This window comes from Mycolicibacterium celeriflavum (genome assembly GCF_010731795.1).
Classification (GTDB): Bacteria; Actinomycetota; Actinomycetes; order Mycobacteriales; family Mycobacteriaceae; genus Mycobacterium; species Mycobacterium celeriflavum.
In genome coordinates, this window is sequence record NZ_AP022591.1 from 3446871 (window position 1) to 3470276 (window position 23406).

A 23406-nucleotide genomic window follows, 5' to 3' on the forward strand; every position below is an offset into this window, starting at 1 on the left:
ATGCCCGACAAACTGCACGTCGATCTGACCGGGGCGCCGCAGACCATGCTGGCGACCTTCTACGCCAAGGCGCTCGATGCCGATCGACCCGTACCCATCCTGGGAGACCGGTTCGCCAAGGACATCGTGGACCGCATCGACTACGACTGGTCCAAGACATCGATCACCGCGGCCAATTCACCGTCGGTGACCACCCGTAGCGCCCACTTCGACACGTGGGCGCGCCAATTCCTGGCCGTGCACCCCGAAGCGGTCGTGCTGCACCTGGGCTGTGGGTTGGACGCGAGGGCGTTCCGGATCGATCCCGGGCCGGGCGTCGACTGGTTCGACATCGACTATCCCGATGTCGTCGATCTGCGCACGCAGCTCTATCCCGAACGCGAGCACTACCGCGTCATCGCCGCATCGGTCACCGATCCGGCGTGGCTGACCGAAATACCCTCCGACCGACCGGCTTTGATGATCGGCGAGGGCCTCACCATGTACCTGACCGAGGCCGACGGGGTTGCGCTGCTGCGGCGCATCGTCGACGGGTTCCCGTCCGGCGAACTGCATTTCGACGCATTCAACCGACTCGGCATCCGGTCCCAGTGGATGAACGCGGTGGTGCGGCGCGCGGGCGCGACGCTGCACTGGGGTATCGACGGTTCCGACGACATCATCGACGCGGTGCCCGGCGTCCGGTTGATGGCCTGGATGTCCGCGTTCGACTCGCCGTCGTTCCGTGGCATCGCGTGGTACTACCGGGCGATGGGCTGGGCGATGTCGCTGCTGCCGTCGTTGCGCTATATGGCGCAGTACCACCGCTACGCGTTCTGAGCGGCTCGCGAGGCTAGCGCGACCCCTCGGCCTTTTCCTTCAACCGCTGCAGCGTCCGGCGGATGTGTTCGGCGTTGGCGGCGTCGCGGTCTTTCACGCCTGTGGCCCATCCGGCCGGGACGCGAAACCAACCGGGCCGCCGGTCCCACGTCCGTTCGGTCACCGTGCATCCGCCGTCGGTCGCGGTGATGTCATAGCGCCAGTGCGCGACCGGAATCACTGCACTGCGCACGTCGAAGGCGAAGGCGCTGCCGGGTTCGGCGTCGGTGACGGTGCAGGTAGTGGTCCAGGTACGTGACCCGTTGCGGTTGTGCCCCCGAAACACCGCGCCCGGTCGTGCCGCATCGCCCTTGCGCCACTCCATCGCATGCGCCTCCTCGGCCAGCGACGCAAGCGTCGGCAGGTCGGTGATCAACCGGTACACCGTGTCGGGATCGGCGTCGATGGTGACTTCTGCCTGTGCGGTGGCCGGACCGGATTCGCTCATGCGCCGATACTAGGGCGGCCGGTAAGAATGTAGTACGACAAAGCAGGAATCCAAGCACCACTTCGCGCGTTGGCCATGACATGAGCGATCGACCCGTACTCGAACCCAGCCCGTCGCACCCGATCACCGTCGAGCCGACGGGAAGACATGTCACGGTGCGGGTGGCCGGCGAGGTCGTCGCCGAAACCGACCACGCGTTGACGCTGCAGGAGTCCACGTATCCGCCGGTGCAGTACGTGCCCCGAAGCGACGTCATCGCCGACCGGCTCCGGCCCAGCGACACCGAAACCTACTGTCCCTTCAAGGGTGAGGCCAGCTACTACGACGTCGTCACCGAAGGCGGCGCCACCGTCGAAGACGCCGTGTGGACCTATGAGAAGCCCTATCCCGCAGTCGGCGGGATAGCCGGACACGTCGCGTTCTATCCGGACAAGGCCGACGTCGTCGTCGCATAGCCTTGGTCGGTGCACACCTCGGCCAGCCTCGTCTTCGACGGACCGGCCAGCCCGGCGTTGACCCTGGCCCCGCTGCGTCGAGGGCGTAAGGATCCCTGCTACTTCGACGCACCCGACGGCGCCATCTGGCGGACCAGCCTGATGCGCAGCGGCCCGGTGACCGCGCGCATCACAAAATCGGCATCCGGCACCGTCGACTGCGAGGCCTGGGGCGCCGGCGCGGCCGAGTTCGTCGAGGCACTGCCGGCTCTACTCGGTGCGTACGATGACCGCGTCGGCTTCCTGCCCGGCGAGCCGACGATCGCCGCGGCGCAGCGCCGGGTGCGCCACCTGCGGCTGGGCCGGACCGACCGGGTACTCGAAGCCCTCATCCCCGCCGTGCTCGAACAGCGTGTCTACGGCAAGGACGCTCGCCGTGCCTGGCGCCTTCTGGTGACGAAGTACGGCGCGCCGGCACCCGGGCCGGCGCCCGCCCACATGCGGGTCCCGCCGCCGGGCGAAATCTGGCGTCGCATCCCGTCGTGGGAGTTCCACCGGGCCAACGTCGACCCGCGCCGCGCCCGCACGGTCGTCGGATGCGCGCAGCGGGCGGACTCGCTGGAACGGCTCAGCGCCCGCTCGCCCGCGCGGGCGCGAGCCGCGATGGCGTCGCTGCCCGGAGTCGGTGAGTGGACCGCCGCGGAGACCGCGCAGCGCGCCTTCGGCGACGCCGATGCGCTGTCGGTCGGGGATTACCACCTGGCGAAGATGGTCGGCTGGAGCCTGCTGGGCCACCCCATCGACGACGCCGCGATGGTCGAGTTGCTCGAGCCGCTCCGACCGCACCGCCACCGCGCGGTGCGGCTGTTGGAAGTCAGCGGGTTGGCGGTGTTGCCGCGGTTCGGACCTCGCATGGCGATCCCGAATCTCATCGATTTGTGACGTACGCAGCGGCGTGATTACCGACCAGCGACAGCGGGTAGTCCGACGGTCGACACCGTATGCGTGCGAAGGAGCTTTGATGTCTGAGTACACCGTCCCCGGCATGACCGACAAGCAGGCCACCCAGGTCGCCGAACTCCTGCAGAAGCAGTTGAGCCGATACAACGACCTGCACCTGACGCTCAAGCACATTCACTGGAATGTGGTGGGGCCGAACTTCATCGGTGTGCACGAGATGATCGACCCGCAGGTCGAGTTGGTGCGCGGCTACGCCGACGAGGTCGCCGAGCGCATCGCCACCCTCGGCTTCGCGCCGAAGGGCACGCCGGGGGCCATCATCGAGGACCGGTCCTGGGACGACTACTCCATCGAGCGCGACACCGTGCAGGCGCACCTCGCAGCCCTCGACCTCGTCTACGACGGCGTCATCGAGGACACCCGCAGAAACATCGAGGAGACCGACGAGCCGGATCCGGTCACCCAGGACATGCTGATCGGCCACGCCGCCGAGCTGGAGAAATTCCAGTGGTTCGTGCGAGCGCACCTGGAGAACTCGGGCGGTCAGCTGGCCAACAAGGGCGCCTCGACGGAGAAGGGCGCCGCCAGCCAGGCCAAGAAGAAGTCCCCGGTCAAGTAGCCGGCGAGTCGCCGCGGGCATCCCCGAGAGCGTCGTCTCGCACCGGCCGGTCGGCCAGTTCCTCCCGACGGCCGAACAGGTACGGGTAGGCGACGCCCGCGAGGGCCGCACCGACCAACGGCGCCAGCCAGAACGCCCACAACTGGGCGGGTGCACCGTCGCCGTTGAAGAACGCGACCCCGGTCGAGCGCGCCGGGTTGACCGACGTGTTGGAGATCGGGATCGAGATAAGGTGGATCAGCGTCAGCGTCAAGCCGATTGACAAGCCCGCGAAGCCCTTCGGTGCACGGTCATCGGTCGAGCCGAGGATCACCAGCATGAAAATACCGGTCAGCACCACCTCGGCGATCAGCACCGCCCACAGCGAATAACCGCCGGGCGAGTGGGCGCCGTAGCCGTTGGCCGCCATGTTGCCCGTTGCGGTCCAGCCCTCCTGGCCCTTGGCGATCACATAGATGATCAAGCCCGCAGCGACACCGCCGATCACCTGGGTGATCCAGTAGGGCGGCAACGCCTTCCACTCGACCCGCCGGGCCAGCGCCGCGCCGAGGGTGACGGCGGGATTGAAATGCCCGCCGGAGATGGTGCCGAACGCATACACACCGGTGAGCACCGTGAGGCCGAACGCGAATGCGACACCGAGGAATCCGATGCCCAGCGATGCCCCGTCAGCGTTGACGAACTTCGCGGCGAACACCGCGCTGCCACAACCGCCGAGGACCAACCATAACGTTCCGATGAACTCCGCTGCCAACCGGTGCAGCATGGTGGGTGCGTCCATTCAGTGAGGGTCACATGCGCGGCACCGGTTGCGAACGGTCGTGGCCGAATCGTGCCGTGACAGAGACCGTCACCACCCGATCGCGACCCCGCCGTGACCGGCGTCAGTCGGCGCCACGCGCAGCGTGCTCGGACTCGCGGTCGAGGCGCTGCGCCTGATAGATCGACACGTCGGTGCGCGATATCAGCAGATAGGCGATACCGACCGCCACCATCGCGCACGGGATCACCGAGAAGGATCCGGTCATCTCCGCCACCATGATCATCACCGCCAGTGGCGCGTGGGCGACGCTGCCGAAGCAGGCCATCATGCCGACGACGACGAAGACGGCTGGAGAGTCGGGAATGCCTGGTGCGTGCACGAGATCGCCGAGTCGCCACACCGCGGCACCGACGAACGCGCCGATCACGACGCCCGGTCCGAAGATGCCGCCGGATCCGCCGGTGCCTATCGACAGCGATGTCGCGACGATCTTGGCCAGCGGCAGAACCAAAACGATCCACAGCGGGATGGCCATCAAAGTGTCGGTGGCGGTGGCTTTTTGCGCCCAGCCGTAGCCGCTGGCCAGGATCTGCGGGATGACGAGCGCCAGCAGCCCGACGGCCAGCCCGCCCAGCGCGGGCTTGAGCACCGTGTTGCCGGGCAGTCGCTTGGTCAGCGCGACCGTGCCGTAGAAGATGCGGGCGTAGGAGTATCCGACACCGGCGGCGACGATGCCGAGCACGACGAACCAGCTCAGGTCCAGCGGGTGGTCGAACCGGTAATCGGCGGCGACGAACCCGAACAGCGGGTCGAACCCCAGGATCGAACCGAGCACGGCGTAGGCGGTGGCCGAAGTGATGAAGCCGGGGATGAGCGCCTTGTAGTCGAAGTCCCGCCGGTACACGATCGACGCGGCCAGGACTGCCCCGCCCAGTGGCGCCCCGAAGATTGCCCCGATACCCGAGCCGATGCCAAGCGATACCGCGGTGCGCCCGTCTTCGTCGGGGAGGTCGAGCCACCGCGTGAGCATGGACCCGAAGCCAGCCGAGATCTGTGCCGCCGGGCCTTCGCGACCGCCCGAGCCGCCCGAACCGATGGTCAAGGCGCTGGCGATCGTCTTGACCACGATGGCCTGACCGCGGATGGCGCGGGGATCGGTGTGCACGGCCTCGATCGCGCTGTCGGTGCCGTGCCCCTCGGCCTCCGGGGCGAACTTCGCGACCAGCCATGCCGATACAAGCGCGCCGCCGCACGCCACCAGCGGAATCGCCCACGGTCGATCGAAGCCCGCCGAGCCGGGATCGCCGCCGTCCCCGACGGGTTCGGGAATGCGGTAACCGGCGAGCTCCCCGAGCAGGAAGCGGCTCGCGTAGTCGAGCGCCAGGTAGAACACCACCGCGCCGAGCCCGGCGATGACGCCGATCGCGATGCCGAGTATCAGCCACTTCCGGATGTATCCGGAGCGACGGATGAATCCGCCCAGACCGCCGCCGGTTTCGCGGGTCTCGGGCATGGTCTCCAGATGCTAGCGCGGTCCTGCGCGGTACGCGGTCAGTCTCGCGATGATCGCCGCTTCGCCACCCGGGCCGATGGCCTTCGCCTCGCCCACGCCCGTACTACGTCCGACACGCAAAACGGTTCCAGCATAACGGGATTCGGCACCGCTGTGGAATGGCCGCAAGAAATTGACATGCAGGGACGACGTCCGCAGCGGCCGGTCGAGGCGGTCGGTGTTGAGCGCCGCCGACGCCACCAGTTCCAGCGCCATGGCCGATACGCCGCCGTGCACGATGCCGAGTGAGTTGTTGAGCACGGGGTCTTCGTCCTGCAGCAGAACCGGCCCCGCGCCGCCGCTCTCGGCGATCCGCACCGCCATCCGGTGAGCGAGCGTGCCCGGTGGTAGGGGCCCGGTCGGGCCGTCGGGAAACGGCGCGAGATCGCCGGGCGAGCGGATGTAGAACGAACGAACGGTGGCGGTGGCCAACGGAATGCCTCGGTGGGCGAGTTCACATGTCGCCAACACCACGTCGCTCTTCCTGCCGAACGGCTGGGCCGTCGCCACCACCGGCACATCCGGCGCGCCGGCGATGATGTCAGCGGCGTCGGGGACGGCTTCCAGCGACAGCTCGCTGGATACCGTCCACTCCTCGGCGGCGCGTCGCCGGTGGTTGACGAGGCCGCAGGCGTGATCGACCAGCATCGCCAGCGGTGCGATGGTCGGGGCGCCGTTCAGCGGGTTGACCATCCCGCCGACCGGAATCGAGGCCACACACTCGTCAGGCGCGTCCTTCGACGTCACGATGCCGAACCGGCCCAGGGGAGTGTTCAGAGGGTGTGACATCGGGATCCAGCGTCGCCGATCGACGGTAGCGATATACCCCCAGGGGGTATAGCATGGCTCGCATGACGCACGTGGAGCACGCCCAACACCATCCAGATTCTGCGACGGCCGGGCATTCCGAACACGGCCATGCCGGGCACGCCGACCACGTAGCCCAGTTCCGGCGACTGTTCTGGACCATGCTCGTGCTCGCGATCCCGACCGTCGCGCTGTCGGGCATGTTCGCGATGATCATCGGCTACTCCATCCCCGACATTCCCGGTATCAATTGGGTGTCGCCCGTGCTGGGCACCGTGATGTACGTCTGGGGAGGACGCCCCTTCCTGTCCGGTGCGATCAGTGAGATCCGTTCCCGCGCACCGGGAATGATGCTGCTGATCGGTCTGGCGATCACCGTGGCGTTCCTGTCGTCGTGGGGCGCCAGCCTCGGCGTGCTGCACCATCAGCTGGATTTCTGGTGGGAGTTGGCGCTGCTCATCGTGATCATGCTGCTCGGTCACTGGATCGAGATGCGCTCGCTCGCGCAGACCACGTCGGCGCTCGACTCCCTGGCCGCGCTGCTGCCCGACGAAGCCGAACGGATCGTCGACGGCGGCACGGAAACGGTGGCGCCGGCTGAGCTGGAACTCGGTGACGTCGTGCTGATCCGGCCCGGAGGCAATGTGCCGGCCGACGGCGACATCGTCGACGGCGCCGCGGACGTCGACGAGTCGATGGTCACGGGTGAGTCGCGCCCGGTCCGCCGGTCCGTGGGCGACCACGTCGTCGCCGGTACCGTCGCGACCGATTCGGCGCTGCGGGTGAAGGTCACCGCGGTCGGCGACGACACCACGCTCGCCGGTATCCAGCGGATGGTGACCGAGGCGCAGAACTCGTCGTCGCGGGCGCAGCGGCTGGCGGACAAGGCGGCCGGTTGGCTGTTCTGGTTCGCGCTGTCCGCGGCGGTCGTCACCGCGGTGGTGTGGTCGTTCGCCGGGATGCCCGCCGAGGCGGTCGTGCGGACCATCACCGTGCTCGTGATCGCCTGTCCGCACGCCCTGGGCCTGGCCATTCCGTTGGTGGTGTCCATCGCCACCGAACGGGCCGCGCGCGGGGGCGTGCTCGTCAAGGACCGGCTGGCGCTGGAGAGCATGCGGACCGTCGGCACCGTGCTCTTCGACAAGACCGGCACGCTGACCAGGGGAGAACCGACGGTCACCGCGGTCGCCACGGCGCAGTCCGATGCCGGCGACGATGTGCTGGCGCTGGCCGCGGCGGCCGAAGCGGACTCCGAACATCCGCTGGCGCGCGCGATCGTCGCTGCCGCGCGGCACCGCGACCTGACGTTGCCACCGTCGACGGAGTTCAGCTCCTCACCCGCAGTCGGCGTCACGGCCACGATCGACGGCCGAACCGTGCAGGTCGGTGGCCCACGGATGCTGGCGGAGGCGGGTCTGGCCGAACTGCCCGATACCGCGCAGTGGCGCGACGAGGGCGCGATCGTGCTGCACGTCGTCGTCGACGGCGAGGTCGTCGGCGCGGTGAAGCTCGCCGACGAGGTGCGGACCGAGTCTCGGCAGGCAGTCGCGGCGCTGCGCAAACTGGGTGTCGAAGTGGTGATGATCACCGGCGACGCGGAGGCGGTCGCCCGGGCGGTGGCCGCCGAGCTGGGCATCGAGCGGGTGTTCGCCGGCGTCCGCCCGGAGGACAAGGCGGCGAAGGTCGCCGAGCTGCAGCACGAGGGCCGGAAAGTGGCGATGGTCGGGGACGGCGTCAACGACGCCCCCGCCCTCGCGCAGGCCGACGTCGGCATCGCGATCGGTGCGGGTACCGACGTGGCGATCGCCTCGGCAGGCGTGATCCTGGCCGGCTCGGACCCCCGCTCGGTGTTGTCGGTCATCCTCTTGTCGCGGGCTTCGTATCGAAAGATGAAGCAAAACCTTTGGTGGGCAGCGGCTTACAACATCGTGTCGGTCCCGCTTGCCGCGGGCGTGCTGGCGCCGGTCGGCTTCGTGCTGCCGATGTCGGTGGGCGCGATCCTGATGTCGGCGTCGACGGTGGTGGTGGCGCTGAACGCGCAACTGCTACGTCGGCTCGACCTCGACCCCGAAGCCAGCCTGAACGCCGTTTCTTAAGAATCTGACTAGGCTTTCAGCAAATACTAACTGAGCCACTTCCACGAGTACACTGAGGCATTAATGTCGACAACAGCAAACTTCATCGCCCACTTGAGGCCAGGTGTGACGTATGCCGCACCCAGCCGGCGTCAGACCGTATCCGATGAAAACACCTTCAGCACAACGGATTTCGTTACTCAGCACGGTGGTGGCCGATCGCAGGCTGCACCGTCGGCCAGACGTAGTTAGGTGCCGCTAAGTTGGCATGTCACCCGGTGTTTGTCATATCGTTTTCTTCACTTGAGGCAAGTGGGAAAAGGCCGGCGTTCGATGCTGCACGAAGGCACTCCATAGCCGGGGCCGGCGAAATGCCATGGTCTACGGCTGCCAGGCAGAAGCTTCGTGAGACGTGCGGAAAAAGGGTAGGTGGGAATGGCGCCCAACAGCCAGGGGCTCAATTGCTCCTCGCGTGCGCAGGGGCTGTACGACCCCGCGTTCGAGCATGACGCATGCGGCGTGGCCATGGTCGCCGACATGCACGGGCGCCGCAGCCGCGACATCGTCGACAAGGCCATCACCGCCCTGGTGAACCTGGAGCACCGCGGTGCCCAGGGTGCCGAGCCGAACACCGGCGACGGCGCGGGCATCATGCTGCAGGTCCCCGACGAGTTCCTGCGCGAGGTGGTCGACTTCGACCTGCCCGCACCGGGCAGTTACGCCACCGGTATCGCGTTCCTGCCGCAGTCGTCGAAGGATGCGTCGACCGCTTGCGAGGCCGTCGAGAAGATCGCCGAGGCCGAGGGACTCGAGGTGCTGGGCTGGCGCGAGGTACCCATCGACGATTCGCCGCTGGGCGCGTTGGCCCGCGACGCGATGCCGACGTTCCGGCAGCTGTTCCTGGCGGGCGCCTCGGGCATGGAACTGGAACGCCGCGCCTACGTGGTGCGCAAGCGGGCCGAACACGAGCTCGGCACCAAGGGCCCCGGCCAGGACGGTCCGGGACGCGAAACCGTCTACTTCCCAAGCCTTTCCGGCCAGACCTTCGTCTACAAGGGCATGCTGACCACCCCGCAGCTCAAGGCGTTCTACCTCGACCTGCAGGACGACCGGCTCACCAGTGCGCTGGGCATCGTGCACTCGCGCTTCTCGACCAACACGTTCCCGTCGTGGCCGCTGGCCCACCCGTTCCGGCGCATCGCCCACAACGGCGAGATCAACACCGTCACCGGCAACGAGAACTGGATGCGCGCACGCGAGGCGCTGATCAAAACCGACGTGTTCGGCCCGAATCAGGACCTCGACAAGATCACCCCGGTCTGTACCCCGGGAGCGTCGGACACCGCGCGGTTCGACGAGGTGCTGGAGTTGCTGCATCTGGGTGGCCGCAGCCTGCCGCACGCCGTGCTGATGATGATCCCGGAGGCCTGGGAGCGCCACGACACGATGGACCCCGCCCGGCGCGCCTTCTACCGGTACCACGCATCGTTGATGGAGCCGTGGGACGGCCCGGCGTCGATGACGTTCACCGACGGCACGGTGATCGGCGCCGTCCTGGACCGTAACGGCCTTCGGCCGTCGCGCATCTGGGTCACCAGGGACGGTCTGGTCGTGATGGCGTCCGAGGCCGGCGTGCTCGATCTCGACCCGTCGACCGTCGTGAAGAAGATGCGCCTGCAGCCCGGCCGCATGTTCCTGGTCGACACCTCCAAAGGCCGCATCGTCGACGACGAGGAGATCAAGGCCGAACTGGCCGCCGAGCAGCCCTACCGCGAGTGGCTCGACGCGGGCCTGTTCCACCTCGACGAGCTGCCGCCGGGCGACTACGTGCGCATGCCGCATCACCGGGTGGTGTTGCGTCAACAGGTCTTCGGCTTCACGTACGAGGAGCTCAACCTGCTCGTGGCGCCGATGGCACGCGCCGGCGCCGAGCCGCTGGGCTCGATGGGCACCGATACCCCGGTCGCGGTGCTGTCGCAACGCCCGCGGATGCTCTACGACTACTTCCAGCAACTGTTCGCCCAGGTGACCAACCCGCCGCTGGACGCCATCCGCGAAGAGGTGGTGACCAGCCTGCAGGGCACGCTCGGCCCAGAGGGTGATCTGCTCAACCCGAACGCCGAGTCGTGCCGCCAGATCGTGCTGCCGCAGCCGATCCTGCGCAACGCCGAACTGTCGAAGCTGATCTGCGTCGACCCCGACCACGAGATCCGCGGCCACAAGCACGGTATGCGCGCGGCGGTGATCCGATGTCTGTATCCGGTCAACCGCGGCGGGCAGGGCCTCAAGGAGGCGTTGGACAACGTGCGGGCCAAGGTGTCGACCGCGATCCGCGAGGGTGCGCGCATCATCGTGCTCTCCGACCGCGAGTCCAACGAGCAGATGGCGCCGATCCCGTCGCTGCTGTCCGTCTCCGCCGTCCACCACCACCTGGTCCGGGAACGCACCCGCACCAAGGTGGGCCTGGTCGTCGAGGCCGGCGATGCCCGCGAGGTGCACCACATGGCGTGCCTGGTCGGTTTCGGTGCCGCGGCGATCAACCCCTACATGGCTTTCGAGTCGATCGAGGACATGGTCGACCGCGGCGTCATCACCGGCATCAGCAGCGATGAGGCCAAGGCCAACTACGTCAAGGCCGCAGGCAAGGGCGTGTTGAAGGTGATGTCGAAGATGGGCATCTCGACGCTGGCCTCCTACACCGGCGCGCAGCTGTTCCAGGCCATCGGCATCAGCCAGCAGGTGCTCGGCGAGTACTTCACGGGGCTGACGTGCCCGGTCGGCGGCATCGAACTCGACGACATCGCCGACGATGTCGCGGCCCGGCACTCGCTGGCATATCTCGACCGCCCCGACGAGTGGGCGCACCGCGAACTCGAGGTGGGCGGCGAGTACCAGTGGCGCCGCGAAGGCGAGTACCACCTGTTCAACCCGGACACGGTCTTCAAGCTGCAGCACTCAACTCGTACCGGGCAGTACTCGATCTTCAAGGAGTACACCAAGCTCGTCGACGACCAGAGCGAGCGGATGGCCTCGCTGCGCGGTCTACTGAAGTTCAAGGAGGGCGAACGCTCGCCCGTGCCCCTCGACGAGGTCGAACCGGCGAGCGAGATCGTGAAGCGGTTCTCCACCGGCGCGATGAGCTACGGCTCAATCTCCGCCGAGGCGCACGAGACACTGGCGATTGCCATGAACCGCCTTGGCGGACGGTCGAATTCGGGTGAGGGCGGTGAACACGTCAAGCGCTTCGACCGCGACGAGAACGGCGACTGGCGCCGCAGCGCCATCAAGCAGGTGGCGTCCGGCCGATTCGGCGTGACGAGCCACTATCTGAGCAACTGCACCGACATCCAGATCAAGATGGCCCAGGGTGCGAAACCCGGTGAGGGCGGTCAGCTTCCGGGTAACAAGGTCTACCCGTGGGTGGCCGAGGTGCGGCACTCGACGCCCGGCGTCGGGCTGATCTCGCCGCCGCCGCACCACGACATCTACTCGATCGAGGATCTGGCGCAGCTGATCCACGACCTCAAGAACGCGAATCCACAGGCGCGGGTGCACGTCAAGCTGGTGAGTGAGAACGGCGTGGGCACCGTGGCGGCGGGCGTGTCGAAGGCACACGCCGATGTGGTGCTGATCTCCGGTCACGACGGCGGCACCGGCGCGACGCCGCTGACATCGATGAAGCACGCCGGCGCGCCGTGGGAGCTCGGTTTGGCCGAGACCCAGCAGACGTTGCTGCTCAACGGTCTTCGTGACCGCATCGTCGTGCAGGTCGACGGCCAGCTCAAGACCGGACGCGACGTCGTGGTCGCCGCGCTGCTGGGCGCCGAGGAGTTCGGCTTCGCGACCGCACCGCTGGTGGTGTCGGGATGCATCATGATGCGCGTCTGCCACCTCGATACCTGCCCCGTCGGCGTGGCGACCCAGAACCCGGTGCTGCGCGAGCGGTTCACCGGCAAGCCGGAGTTCGTCGAGAACTTCTTCATGTTCATCGCCGAAGAAGTGCGTGAAATGATGGCGCAGTTGGGCTTCCGCACGGTCAACGAGATGGTCGGCCAGGTCGGTGTGCTGGACACCACGAAGGCCGCCGAGCATTGGAAGGCCTACAAGCTCGACCTTGCGCCGGTGTTGCACGAACCCGAGTCGGCGTTCATGAACCAGGACTTGTACTGCAGTTCGCGCCAGGACCACGGCCTGGACAAGGCGCTCGACCAGCAACTGATCGTGATGTGCCGTGAAGCCTTGGATGCCGCTTCACCCGTCCGTTTTTCTACCACCATCGCCAACGTCAACCGCACGGTCGGCACCATGCTCGGCCATGAAGTGACGAAAGCTTATGGCGGGCAGGGTCTCCCGGACGGCACCATCGACATCACGTTCGACGGCTCGGCGGGTAACAGCTTCGGCGCCTTCGTGCCGAAGGGCATCACCCTGCGGGTGTACGGCGACGCCAACGACTACGTCGGCAAGGGCCTATCGGGCGGGCGGATCGTCGTGCGCCCGTCGGACAATGCGCCACAGGACTACGTCGCCGAGGACAACATCATCGCCGGCAACGTGATTCTGTTCGGCGCCACCAGCGGACAGGCGTTCATCCGCGGCCAGGTCGGTGAGCGGTTCGCGGTGCGCAACTCCGGCGCGCACGCCGTCGTCGAAGGCGTGGGCGACCACGGTTGCGAGTACATGACCGGCGGCAAGATCGCGATCCTCGGACCGACGGGTCGCAACTTCGCCGCGGGCATGTCGGGTGGTGTGGCCTACGTCTACGATCCGGAGGACACCCTGCCGGGCAATCTGAACGCCGAGATGGTGGAACTCGAAAGCCTCGACGAGGAGGATAGTGAAGATGTGGTGTGGCTGCACGACATCATTCGCGCCCACGTGGACGCCACCGATTCCGCTGTCGGAGCACGCATTCTGTACGACTGGAACAACAACGTGAAGCACTTCACCAAGGTGATGCCCCGCGACTTCAAGCGGGTGCTCGAGGCGATCGCCGAGGCTGAACAGCGCGGCGCCAACGTCGATGAAGCGATCATGGCGGCCGCCAGTGGCTGACCCGCGCGGCTTCCTCAAGTACACCCAGCGCGAGACCCCGCAGCGGCGGCCCGTGCCGATTCGCCTGCGCGACTGGAAAGAGGTCTACGAGGACTTCTCCCACGACACGCTGCGCGAACAGGCGACCCGCTGCATGGACTGCGGTATCCCGTTCTGTCACAACGGCTGTCCCCTCGGAAACCTGATCCCCGAGTGGAACGACCTGGTCCGCAACGACCGCTGGCACGACGCGATCGAGCGGCTGCACGCGACGAACAACTTCCCCGAGTTCACCGGCCGGCTCTGCCCAGCCCCCTGCGAGGGCTCCTGCGTGCTCGGCATCAACCAGGATCCGGTCACGATCAAGCAGATCGAGGTCGAGATCATCGACAAGGCGTTCGACGAGGGCTGGGTGACACCCCTGCCGCCGGAGGTCAAGACGGGCAAGAAGGTCGCCGTCGTCGGCTCCGGCCCTGCGGGATTGGCTGCCGCACAGCAGCTCACCCGCGCCGGGCACAGCGTCACGCTGTTCGAGCGCGACGACCGGATCGGCGGCCTGCTGCGGTACGGCATCCCCGAGTTCAAAATGGAGAAGCGCCACATCGACCGTCGTCTGGAGCAGATGGCGGCCGAGGGCACCGAGTTCCGCACCAGTGTCAACGTCGGTGTGGACATCACCGCCCAGCAGCTGCGCAAGGACTTCGACGCGGTGGTGCTCGCCGGTGGCGCGACCGCTCGCCGCGACCTGCCGATCCCCGGGCGTGAACTCGACGGCATCCACCAGGCGATGGAGTACCTGCCGTGGGCCAACCGCGTGCAATTCGGCGACCCGGTGACCGATGAGAACGGCCTGCCGCCCATCCACGCCAAGGGCAAGAAGGTCATCATCATCGGCGGCGGCGACACCGGTGCGGACTGCCTCGGCACGGCGCACCGACAGGGCGCGGCCAGCGTGCATCAGTTCGAGATCATGCCGCGCCCGCCCGAGACGCGCGCCGACTCGACGCCGTGGCCCGTCTACCCGCTGATGTTCCGGGTGTCCTCCGCTCACGAGGAAGGTGGCGAGCGGGTCTACTCGGTCAACACCGAGGAGTTCGTGGGCAAGGACGGCCGGGTGACCGGCCTGCGCGGCCACGAGGTCAAGATGAACGCCGGCAAGTTCGAGAAGGTCGAGGGCACCGAGTTCGAGATGGAAGCCGATCTGGTGCTGCTCGCGATGGGATTCACCGGACCCGAACGAGAAGGCCTGCTCACCGACCTGAACGTGGAGATCAACGAGCGGGGCAACGTCACGCGCGACGCCGACTTCTGCTCGTCGGTGCCGGGTGTGTTCGTGGCCGGCGACATGGGCCGCGGTCAGTCGCTGATCGTGTGGGCGATCGCCGAGGGCCGCGCCGCCGCCGCCGGTGCCGACCGCTACCTGATGGGCCACTCCGCGCTCCCAGCGCCGATCAAGCCGACCGCCGTCCCGCAGCGTTAGCTCCCCGCCCGCGACACGCGGGGCAATGACCGGCTTTTCTGTGCGCTCGCGGGACAGTAGGGGCGGTGATCGGCCGTTACGGAACTGCCCGCGCCGGGTTGGAGCTCAACCGGCGCAACTTCATCGTGGCGCTGTCCGTCGCGACGTTCGGCGCCATCGGGCTGAGCCGCTGCGCCACCGGCGAGCAACCGCGCGTGGCGGATGCGGCCGCGTCACAACCGCCGGACGCGGCATCGGCCCGCCTGTTGCCACCGCCACCGAAATCCGCGCGGGTCGCCCTGCCGGGCGGCGGGGTGCTGAGTAGCCTGCCGGGAGACGGGGACCTGTTGGCGCTGACCGTCGATGACGGTGTCGACAGCGACGTCGTCCGCGCCTACACCCAGTTCGCCAAGGACACCGGGGTCCGGCTGACCTACTTCGTCAACGGCGTCTATCGGTCCTGGACCGATCACGTCGACCTGCTGCGGCCCATGGTCGACGCCGGCCGCATCCAGTTGGCCAACCACACCTGGTCACACCCGGACCTCACCAAGCTCCCTCTGGTCGACGTGGTGGAGCAGTTCCGGCGCAACCATGAGTTCCTCTGGAAGACATACGGAGTCGACGCCCGCCCCTACTTCCGTCCGCCCTATGGCGCACACAACCCGCACGTCGACAAGGTGTCGGCCGAACTCGGCTACACCGTCGACACGTTGTGGTCGGGCTCCTTGGAGGACCACGTGTGGATCCCCGCCGACGAAGTCGTCAGGATGGCTGACAGGCATTTCACCGCGCAGGCGATCGTGATCGGCCACCTCAACCACGCGCCCGTCACCGAGGTGTACGGGCGCCTGGTCGAGATCATCCGCGCACGACGGTTGCGCACCGTGACGCTGGATGACGTGTTCCTCAAGCCGTAACTGGTCGATCGGCGACGACTTCAGCAGCCCGATTGTGAAGCTAGTGACGCTCTGCCGGCGAGTCGCGTCGGAAACCGCACAAACGGGCCCGAGGGACCGGAAGGCCCGACCGCACGATTCACTTCTGTCACTCTAAAAACATCCGATTAATTATCGGCGCGCCTCGCATAGTTTGCCGGTACACGGAGGTCTAATGACTTCATGAGGGCTCTGCGGTAATGTGAGCCCCCGGTCAGCTATCGGTTTCGACGCAGGAGACAGTTCCGTGTATGTCAACCCGCTATCCCGGTCACGAATGAGCCGAATCGCCTGGTCACTGCTACGTCATCCCCTGAAGAGCCGCGAATTTCCCGCAAAGGCAGAACGCCTGATAACCGCTGACGAGCTTCGTCTCTACGGCGTCTAGCGAACGCATCAACTCGACTTCCCCGCGCCGGGTACGACCCGTACTCCGCGTTTGCCAAATCGTTATATTTTCGTGACCGTCAGGAAAATCTGCTATCCGCGTAGCCCCGACGCGGTGATCGCGTCGGCCAGCGGTTGCAGCACGGCGGGATCATACGGCGGCGGCAGGTAGATGATCGCCAGGTCCAGTCCTTCCTGTCCCAGCGCCGCGGCTTCCTCGAGAACCTTGCCGTAGTTGCGGTCGCCGTCCAGCCGAACATGTGCCGACAGCGTGATCTCGTCGGGGTTCCGGCCGATGTCGGCGCAGTGCGAGGCCAGTACATCGCGTTTGCGGGCGAACTCCTCAGGCGGTCCGCCGACGAAGTTCCAATGCTGGGCGTACTTGGCGGTGATCCGCAACGTGCGCTTCTCGCCGCTGCCGCCGATGCAGATCGGCGGATGCGGTCGCTGTGGGCCCTTCGGCTCGTTGCGCGCCTCCTTGAGCTGATAGAACCTGCCGTCGAACGACGTCGTCTCCTGGCTGAGAAGGCTCGTGAGAATCTCGCAGGCCTCCTCGAAGCGGTCGAACCGTTCCTTGATCGATCCCAGCTCGATGCCGTAGGCGCCCGACTCCTCCTCGTTCCAACCCGCGCCGATGCCGAGCTCGAGGCGGCCGCCGGACACGATGTCCAACGCCGAGGCCATGTTCGCCAGCACGGCCGGATGGCGGTAGTGAATGCCGGTGACCAGCACGCCCACCCGTAGCCGCTCGGTCGCCTGCGCCAGCGCGGTCAGCGTGATCCAACCCTCCAGGCACGGTCCGGTGGAGTCGGAGAAGATCGGATAGAAGTGGTCGAACGTCCAACCGGACTCGAAGACCTCGATATCGTCAGCGGCCCGCCAGACGGCCAGCATGTCGGTCCAGGTGGTGTTCTGCGGGGACGTCTTGAAAGCGAATCTCACCGAGCCGAGCCTAGCGGGGCGACGATCAAGCGGCGAGGAACGAGCCGCTCACTCCATTTCGCCGTACTCGTCGAACCAGAACGCGAGCTTGCCTTTCCGACTCACCGCGCGCAGCCGGCGTTCGGCGACGGCGCGGGTCGCGGTGGTGGTGACGATGAGTAGTTCGTCGCCGATCGCGATGCGGGTGTCGGGTTGCGGAACGAAGGTGCGCCCGTTGCGGATGATCAAGGTGATGACGCTCGGGTCGGGCAGTCGCAGTTCCATCACGGTGACGTTGTGCAGCCGCGACGGCGCCTGCACCGTCATCGTCAGTAGTTCGGCGTCCAGAACGTCGAGGGGAGCCGACTCCACCTGAATCTCGCGGGTCGCCTCCTTGGGGATCAGACCCAACCTGCTCGCCAGCGGGCGCAGGCTCGGCCCCTGCAACAGGGTGAACACCACCACGAGAATGAACACGATGTTGAGCACGCGCACACTGTTTGGCACGCCGCCCACGATCGGGAAGGTCGCCAGCACGATCGGGACCGCGCCGCGCAATCCGGCCCAGGATACGAAAATCTGTTCACGCCAAGGGATCCGAAACCAGACCAGCGACACGAAGACGGACAGCGGCCTGGCGACGAGCAGCAACACCAAGCCGGTCACGATGCCGGGGACCACCTCCGCGGTCAGGTCGCTGGGGTCGACGAGCAGACCGAGCAGCACGAACAAGCCGATCTGCGCGAGCCAGCCGAGACCCTCGGCGAACGACCGGGTCGCCGAGCGGTGCGGAAGGCCGGAATTGGCCAGCACAACCGCGGAAAGGTAAGCGGCGAGGAATCCGCTGGCATGCGCCGAGCCTCCGGCAGCGAACGCGACCATCCCCAAACCGAACGTGGCGAGCGGATACAAGCCGGACGCCGGAAGAGCGATGCGGCGCAGCGCGATCGACCCCAGATATCCGACGCCCAACCCGATCGCCGCGCCGGCGGCCAACTCGTAGACCAGTTCGCCGAGCGCGTGCACGGGAGACAACTCGAGCGGCGCCACGCTGAACATCAGCACGAGGATCACGGCCGGGGCGTCGTTGAAGCCCGACTCGGCTTCGAGCAGACCCGCGACCCGGCGCGGTAGGGGCACCACGCGCAGCACCGAGAACACCGCAGCCGCATCGGTGACGGAGACGACGGCGCCGAGCAGCAGCGCCAACTGCCAGTCGATCCCGAGGAGCAGGTGAGCGCCGCCCGCGGTCACCAGCATGCTGACCGCGACGCCGAGGGTGGCGAGCATCCCCGCGGGCGCCAGCACCCGCCGGACGTCGGAGAAGCGTGTCGTCAGACCGCCCTCGACGAGGATGACGGCCAGTGCCACCGTGCCGAGGTGGTCGGCGAGCAGATAGTTGTCGAAGTCCAGGCCCAGCCCGTCCTCGCCGACGATGACGCCGACGCCGAGGAACAGCAGCAGGCTGGGCAGGCCGACACGGGTGGCCGCTCGGGTGGCGATGATGCTCGCCAGCAGCACCACCCCAGCGAGCAGCAGCATCAGATACAGCTGCTCCAGGGTCATTTCATCCCCGTCCGGGAAAGGCGTGGGTGGTGGGTGCAGTAAAACACCTACCACGGTCGGTGGCGCGGCGGTCCTATCCGGTAGCTGCGCGGAAAGGCCACATCATGGGTCAATATGGGGTGATGTTGCGGCTTCGCAGGCAGTCCCCCGACGCTTCGCGTCGCGCCGAGCAGCGGCCGATGATGCGCGTCGGCATCGCCGGCGCCGGGGCCGTCGGCCGCTCCGTCGCCCAGGAACTGCTCGACTACGGCCACAAGGTTCTGCTCATCGAGCACGACGTACGCCATTACGAACCGCAGACGGTCCCCGACGCCGAATGGCTACTGGCCGACGCGTGTGAGTTGACCTCGCTCGAGGAGTCCGGACTGCAGATCTGTGACGTGGTGATCGCCGCCACCGGCGACGACAAGGTGAACCTCGCTGCGTCGCTGTTGGCCAAGACGGAGTTCGGTGTCGCCCGCGTGGTCGCGAGGGTGAACGACCTGCGCAACGAGTGGCTGTTCACCGAGGCGTGGGGCGTCGACGTCGCGGTCTCCGCGCCGAGCGCGCTGGTCGCGGCGATCGAGGGCGCCATCGACATCGGCCACGTCGTACGCTTGATGCAGCTGCGCCACGGCCAGGTGAGCCTGGCCAAACTCACGCTCCCCGAAGGTGATTCGCTGGTCGGCCGGCGCATGCGTGACCTGCCGTTGCTGGAGAACACCGCGCTGGCGATCGTCATTCGCGACAGCGGGATCGTGTTACCGAAGCCAGACGACGTGTTGGAGGCCGGCGACGAGATGCTGTTCCTGACGGGCGGGCCCGCCCACGGTGAAGTCCGGGGCCTCGTGCACGGTGCGATCCATCCGGTGACCGACCGATGAATTGCGGCGGCCGCACGGGTCGGTATGGGCATGATTGACCTGACTGCAGCCTGTCGACGCACAGCCGACGTCCTTCGAAACGTGGCCGACGACCAACTGACGGCTCCCACGCCGTGCGAGAAGATGCTGCTGGACGCGTTGATCGCCCACGTTGGTGGGCTTTCGCTGGCGTTCACCGCGGCGGCGCGCAAGGAGTTCGGGCCGTTGACCGACACGTCGCCCACCGAAGCCGCACAGCCTTTGGAAGACGACTGGCGCGCGTCGTACCCGGATCGGCTCGCCGAACTGGCGCGGGCATTTTCAGATCCGGCGGCGTGGGAAGGTATGACGCGCGCGGGCGGATTCGACTTTCCCGGCGAGGCGGCCGGCATGGTCGCACTGACCGAAGTGGTGATCCACGGCTGGGATGTGGCCCGGTCCAGCGGGCAACAGTACGAGATCGATGAGCAGACCGCCGCCGCTGTGCTGCCGCACGTCACGCAGAGCGCGGCCGAGGACCCGGTGGAGGGCCTGTTCGGCCCGGCGGTGCCCGTCGCCGACGATGCGCCGGTGCTCGACCGTATCGTCGGGTTGACCGGTCGCGACCCGCGATGGATGCAACCGTCCTGACGCGTGCTCGGCGGACGACTCGGCGCAGGTTCCTCAGGGGACGGCGGTTAACGACGGCTTCGTGACTGTCTTCGTCGTCAAGTCGGCGGTCGTGGTCGACGTATCGGTGGTGGCTCTACCCGACGCCGAACGAATCGCCTCGGAGATCTCCCGAGCGATTATCGAACGCGTCAACTAACCCTGTGCACACTGGAGGCATGGACCCCGTCGTCGCCCTCCGGCAGATCGCCTACTACAAGGACCGCGCGCGCGAAGAACCGCGCCGGGTGATGGCCTACCGCAACGCCGCCGACGTCGTGGAAGCGCTCTCCGACGCCGAACGCGACCGCCACGGCACCGCGAACAGTTGGCAGTCGCTACCCGGCGTCGGCCCCAAGACCGCGAAGGTCATCGCACAGGCATGGGCCGGGCGCGAGCCGGACGTATTGACCGAACTCCGCTCCAGCGCCGCCGATCTGGGCGGCGGCGACGTCCGTGCCGCGCTGCGTGGCGACCTGCACGTGCACTCCAACTGGTCCGACGGGTCGGCCCCGATCGAGGAGATGATGCTCGCCGCAAGGGATCTGGGACACGAGTACTGCGCGCTGACCGATCATTCGCCACGCCTGCGGATCGCCAACGGTCTGTCGCCCGATCGGCTGCGCCAGCAACTCGATGTCATCGACCAGTTGCGTGAGACGGTCGCGCCGATGCGGATCCTCACAGGCATCGAGGTCGACATACTCGAGGACGGCTCACTCGATCAGGAGGACGAACTGCTCGAGCGCCTCGACGTCGTGGTGGCCAGCGTGCACTCGAAGTTGTCGATGGACGCCCCGTCGATGACGCGTCGCATGCTCAAGGCGGTGGCCAATCCGCACACCGACGTGCTGGGGCACTGCACCGGCCGGCTGGTCACCGGCGGCCGCGGCATGCGGCCCGAGTCGAAGTTCGACGCCGAGAAGGTGTTCACCGCCTGCCGGGACAACGGCACCGCCGTCGAGATCAACTCGCGACCCGAACGCCGCGACCCGCCGACGCGGCTGCTCAACCTGGCGCTGGAGATCGGCTGCCTGTTCTCGATCGACACCGATTCGCACGCCCCCGGGCAACTGGAGTTCCTCGCTTACGGAGCGCAGCGTGCGCTCGACGCCGAAATACCGGTCGAACGGATCGTCAACACCTGGCCGGCCGAGGACCTGCTGGCGTGGACCGAATCCTGAAACGCTCAGTCCGGTAGCAGGGGCATCTCTAGGCCGGGGTCGCGCCCCAGGAGGACACCTCGCGTGACCGCGGCGTTGCCGTACCGCCGGCGCACTTGGTCGACCGCTTCGTCGACGGCGGTCGTGTCCTGGACCTCCTCGAACGGCAACTCGAGTTGCTGCGCGCCATCCCGGTCGATGTTCGACACCGCGAAACCGACCAGTGTCAGACCTCGCGCGGCGATCAGCGGAGCCGCCGCGGCGACGAGGCCGCGCGCAGCCTGCAGGATGACCTCCGTCGACGCCGTAGCGCGGGGCATCGTGTGCGACCGGGTGGCGCGGCTGAAGTCGTCGAACCGCAACCGCAACACCACCGTGCGTCCGGTCCGGCCGGCCTTGCGCATCCGGCGGGTGATCCGGTCGATCAGATTGACGACCACGGCGTCGACCTCCGTGGTCGACATCGTGTTCCCGCGCCGGCCCAGCGCGCGCTGCGCGCCGACCGAGCGGCGGCGCACCCCGGTGACCACCCGGCGCCGGTCGATGTTGCGCGACAACGCGAACAACCGGCTGCCCATGGCGCCGCCGACCAGCGACCCGAGCGTGGATTCGCTCAGCTCGGCAACGTCGGCCACGGTTTCGATCCCGTACGCGCGGAGCTTCTCGGCCGTCTTCGCGCCGACGCCCCACAGCCGCCGCACCGGCAAGGGGTGCAGGAAGGCCAGTTCGCGGTCGGGCGGCACGAGCAGCAGCCCGTCCGGCTTGGCCTCCTGGCTGGCGACCTTGGCCAGGAACTTCGTGCGCGCGATGCCGACCGTGATGGGCAGGCCCACCTGGTCGCGCACCTGCGCGCGCAACCGGGCGCCGATCTCGACCGGCGTGCCCGAGACCCGCCACAGACCGGACACGTCGAGGAACGCCTCGTCGACCGACAGCGGTTCGACGACAGGCGTGGTGTTGTGGAAGACCTCGAAGACCGCGTGGCTGGCCTGCGAATACGCCGACATGCGCGGGGCCACGACGATCGCGTGGGGGCAGAGGCGACGGGCTTCGCGGCCACCCATCGCGGTGCGCACGCCGTATGCCTTGGCCTCATAGCTGGCCGCGAGCACGACACCGCCGCCGACGATCACCGGCCGCCCACGCAGCGCCGGGTCGTCGCGCTGCTCAACCGACGCATAGAACGAATCCAGATCGGCGTGCATGATCGACGGTTCGGACCGCCCCAACCGACCCTCGGACACGAACATATGTTCGCATCGCGGTGTGACTAGTGCGGGGCCTTGCCGTAGATACTGGTGACCCAGATGTGGGCCAGCGTGTCGACCAGCTGTGCCGGGTCGACGGCCGGTTGCTCGGCGGCGAAGGCGGCGAGCATGGTGCGCTCGTTCATCAGGTTCAGAGACGTGGCGAGGTCGTGCGCGGGGATGGTCTCGGGCGCTGCGCCGCGGGCCCGCTCACTGGCGATCGACGCGGTGGTGTGGTCGATCCACTTCTGCATGAACCGCGACCACAGCGCACGCACCTCGGTGTTCGTCGGCCGTGCCGTCGCGCCCGCGAGCGTGACCGCGCGATGGGAGCCGAAAGTGCTGAACAAGGCGTTGATGGCCTTCCAGACGCCGGCCGGGTCCACGGCCGTGTCCAAACCGCCCATCGCGGCGTCGGCGTTGCGGTCGGCCTCGTTGATCACCTGCTCGACGAGTGCGAGCAGTACGGCGTCCTTGGACGGGAAGTAGAAGTAGAAGGTCGGCCGTGAGATTCCGGCACCCTTGGCGAGGTCGTCGACCGAGATGTCGGCCAGCGACCGGACCTCGAGCAGTCCCTCGAGCGTCGAGAGAATTGCCTGTTCACGGTCGTCGCCCGACGGCCGTGGGGTGCGGCGGGCCCGCGAGCCGCGGGGGTGGCTGACAGTGGTCACGTTCGCCTACTTTA

The 23406-nt window shown here is 67.5% G+C and carries 19 protein-coding genes; 11 read left to right on the plus strand and 8 right to left on the minus strand.

Going from position 1 to position 23406, the window contains the following annotated elements:
* Nucleotides 1-819, plus strand: coding sequence for a class I SAM-dependent methyltransferase (locus tag G6N18_RS16705; protein ID WP_067225464.1), 819 nt, complete (start codon nucleotides 1-3; stop codon nucleotides 817-819).
* Between the two features lie 13 nt (nucleotides 820-832).
* On the opposite strand, the gene G6N18_RS16710 is transcribed toward G6N18_RS16705, so the two are convergent.
* The gene (locus tag G6N18_RS16710; protein ID WP_067225466.1) at nucleotides 833-1306 is read right to left on the minus strand and encodes an SRPBCC family protein; all 474 of its coding nucleotides are present in this window, start codon (nucleotides 1304-1306) and stop codon (nucleotides 833-835) included.
* Nucleotides 1307-1386: 80 nt separating this feature from the next.
* On the opposite strand from G6N18_RS16710, the gene G6N18_RS16715 reads away from it, so the two are divergent.
* The 3 genes from G6N18_RS16715 to G6N18_RS16725 all read left to right on the plus strand — a co-directional run bounded on the left by G6N18_RS16715 (nucleotide 1387) and on the right by G6N18_RS16725 (nucleotide 3319).
* The gene (locus G6N18_RS16715; RefSeq protein WP_067225469.1) at nucleotides 1387-1761 is read left to right on the plus strand and encodes a DUF427 domain-containing protein; all 375 of its coding nucleotides are present in this window, start codon (nucleotides 1387-1389) and stop codon (nucleotides 1759-1761) included.
* Nucleotides 1762-1770: 9 nt separating this feature from the next.
* Nucleotides 1771-2682: a DNA-3-methyladenine glycosylase family protein gene (locus G6N18_RS16720; protein ID WP_067225471.1), complete on the plus strand. Its 912-nt coding sequence runs from the start codon at nucleotides 1771-1773 to the stop codon at nucleotides 2680-2682.
* Nucleotides 2683-2761: 79 nt separating this feature from the next.
* Nucleotides 2762-3319, plus strand: coding sequence for a Dps family protein (locus G6N18_RS16725; RefSeq protein WP_067225473.1), 558 nt, complete (start codon nucleotides 2762-2764; stop codon nucleotides 3317-3319).
* Here G6N18_RS16725 and aqpZ read toward each other — a convergent pair.
* The 3 genes from aqpZ to G6N18_RS16740 all read right to left on the minus strand — a co-directional run bounded on the left by aqpZ (nucleotide 3312) and on the right by G6N18_RS16740 (nucleotide 6423).
* On the minus strand, nucleotides 3312-4100 hold the full coding sequence (gene aqpZ / locus G6N18_RS16730) for an aquaporin Z (protein ID WP_083000213.1): 789 nt from the start codon (nucleotides 4098-4100) through the stop codon (nucleotides 3312-3314). The two genes, G6N18_RS16725 and aqpZ, sit on opposite strands and share 8 nt — an antisense overlap.
* A gap of 103 nt (nucleotides 4101-4203) precedes the next feature.
* A complete protein-coding gene (locus tag G6N18_RS16735; protein WP_083000214.1) occupies nucleotides 4204-5595 on the minus strand; it encodes a chloride channel protein in 1392 nt (463 codons plus the stop codon).
* Nucleotides 5596-5607: 12 nt separating this feature from the next.
* Complete coding sequence (locus tag G6N18_RS16740) at nucleotides 5608-6423, minus strand: PaaI family thioesterase (protein ID WP_067225479.1); 816 nt, start codon at nucleotides 6421-6423, stop codon at nucleotides 5608-5610.
* 53 nt (nucleotides 6424-6476) lie between these two features.
* Here G6N18_RS16740 and G6N18_RS16745 point away from each other — a divergent pair, with 53 nt between their 5' ends.
* The 4 genes from G6N18_RS16745 to G6N18_RS16760 all read left to right on the plus strand — a co-directional run bounded on the left by G6N18_RS16745 (nucleotide 6477) and on the right by G6N18_RS16760 (nucleotide 15929).
* A complete protein-coding gene (locus tag G6N18_RS16745) occupies nucleotides 6477-8537 on the plus strand; it encodes a heavy metal translocating P-type ATPase (RefSeq protein WP_083000216.1) in 2061 nt (686 codons plus the stop codon).
* A 414-nt stretch (nucleotides 8538-8951) separates the two neighbouring features.
* Nucleotides 8952-13571 (plus strand): glutamate synthase large subunit, encoded by a 4620-nt coding sequence (gene gltB / locus G6N18_RS16750; RefSeq protein WP_083000218.1) that lies wholly within the window; start codon nucleotides 8952-8954, stop codon nucleotides 13569-13571.
* Nucleotides 13564-15030, plus strand: coding sequence for a glutamate synthase subunit beta (locus tag G6N18_RS16755; protein ID WP_083000220.1), 1467 nt, complete (start codon nucleotides 13564-13566; stop codon nucleotides 15028-15030). Before gltB ends, G6N18_RS16755 begins: the two co-directional genes overlap by 8 nt.
* 65 nt (nucleotides 15031-15095) lie before the next feature.
* Entirely contained in the window at nucleotides 15096-15929 is an 834-nt protein-coding gene (locus G6N18_RS16760; protein WP_083000222.1) for a polysaccharide deacetylase family protein, read from the plus strand.
* A 498-nt stretch (nucleotides 15930-16427) separates the two neighbouring features.
* On the opposite strand, the gene G6N18_RS16765 is transcribed toward G6N18_RS16760, so the two are convergent.
* Entirely contained in the window at nucleotides 16428-17276 is an 849-nt protein-coding gene (locus tag G6N18_RS16765; protein WP_083000224.1) for an LLM class F420-dependent oxidoreductase, read from the minus strand.
* 48 nt (nucleotides 17277-17324) lie between these two features.
* Complete coding sequence (locus G6N18_RS16770) at nucleotides 17325-18821, minus strand: potassium/proton antiporter (RefSeq protein ID WP_083000225.1); 1497 nt, start codon at nucleotides 18819-18821, stop codon at nucleotides 17325-17327.
* Nucleotides 18822-19003: 182 nt separating this feature from the next.
* On the opposite strand from G6N18_RS16770, the gene G6N18_RS16775 reads away from it, so the two are divergent.
* The 3 genes from G6N18_RS16775 to G6N18_RS16785 all read left to right on the plus strand — a co-directional run bounded on the left by G6N18_RS16775 (nucleotide 19004) and on the right by G6N18_RS16785 (nucleotide 21495).
* Nucleotides 19004-19684 carry a potassium channel family protein gene (locus G6N18_RS16775; protein WP_067225605.1) on the plus strand — a complete coding sequence of 227 codons (681 nt, stop codon included), beginning with the start codon at nucleotides 19004-19006 and terminating at the stop codon, nucleotides 19682-19684.
* Nucleotides 19685-19714: 30 nt separating this feature from the next.
* Entirely contained in the window at nucleotides 19715-20293 is a 579-nt protein-coding gene (locus G6N18_RS16780) for a TIGR03086 family metal-binding protein (RefSeq protein WP_067225607.1), read from the plus strand.
* 197 nt (nucleotides 20294-20490) lie between these two features.
* Nucleotides 20491-21495, plus strand: coding sequence for a PHP domain-containing protein (locus G6N18_RS16785; protein ID WP_067225487.1), 1005 nt, complete (start codon nucleotides 20491-20493; stop codon nucleotides 21493-21495).
* Between the two features lie 5 nt (nucleotides 21496-21500).
* Here G6N18_RS16785 and dinB read toward each other — a convergent pair whose 3' ends face one another.
* Nucleotides 21501-22724: a DNA polymerase IV gene (dinB, locus tag G6N18_RS16790; protein WP_067225489.1), complete on the minus strand. Its 1224-nt coding sequence runs from the start codon at nucleotides 22722-22724 to the stop codon at nucleotides 21501-21503.
* A gap of 20 nt (nucleotides 22725-22744) precedes the next feature.
* The gene (locus G6N18_RS16795; RefSeq protein WP_067225491.1) at nucleotides 22745-23392 is read right to left on the minus strand and encodes a TetR/AcrR family transcriptional regulator; all 648 of its coding nucleotides are present in this window, start codon (nucleotides 23390-23392) and stop codon (nucleotides 22745-22747) included.
* Nucleotides 23393-23406 lie beyond the last annotated feature (14 nt).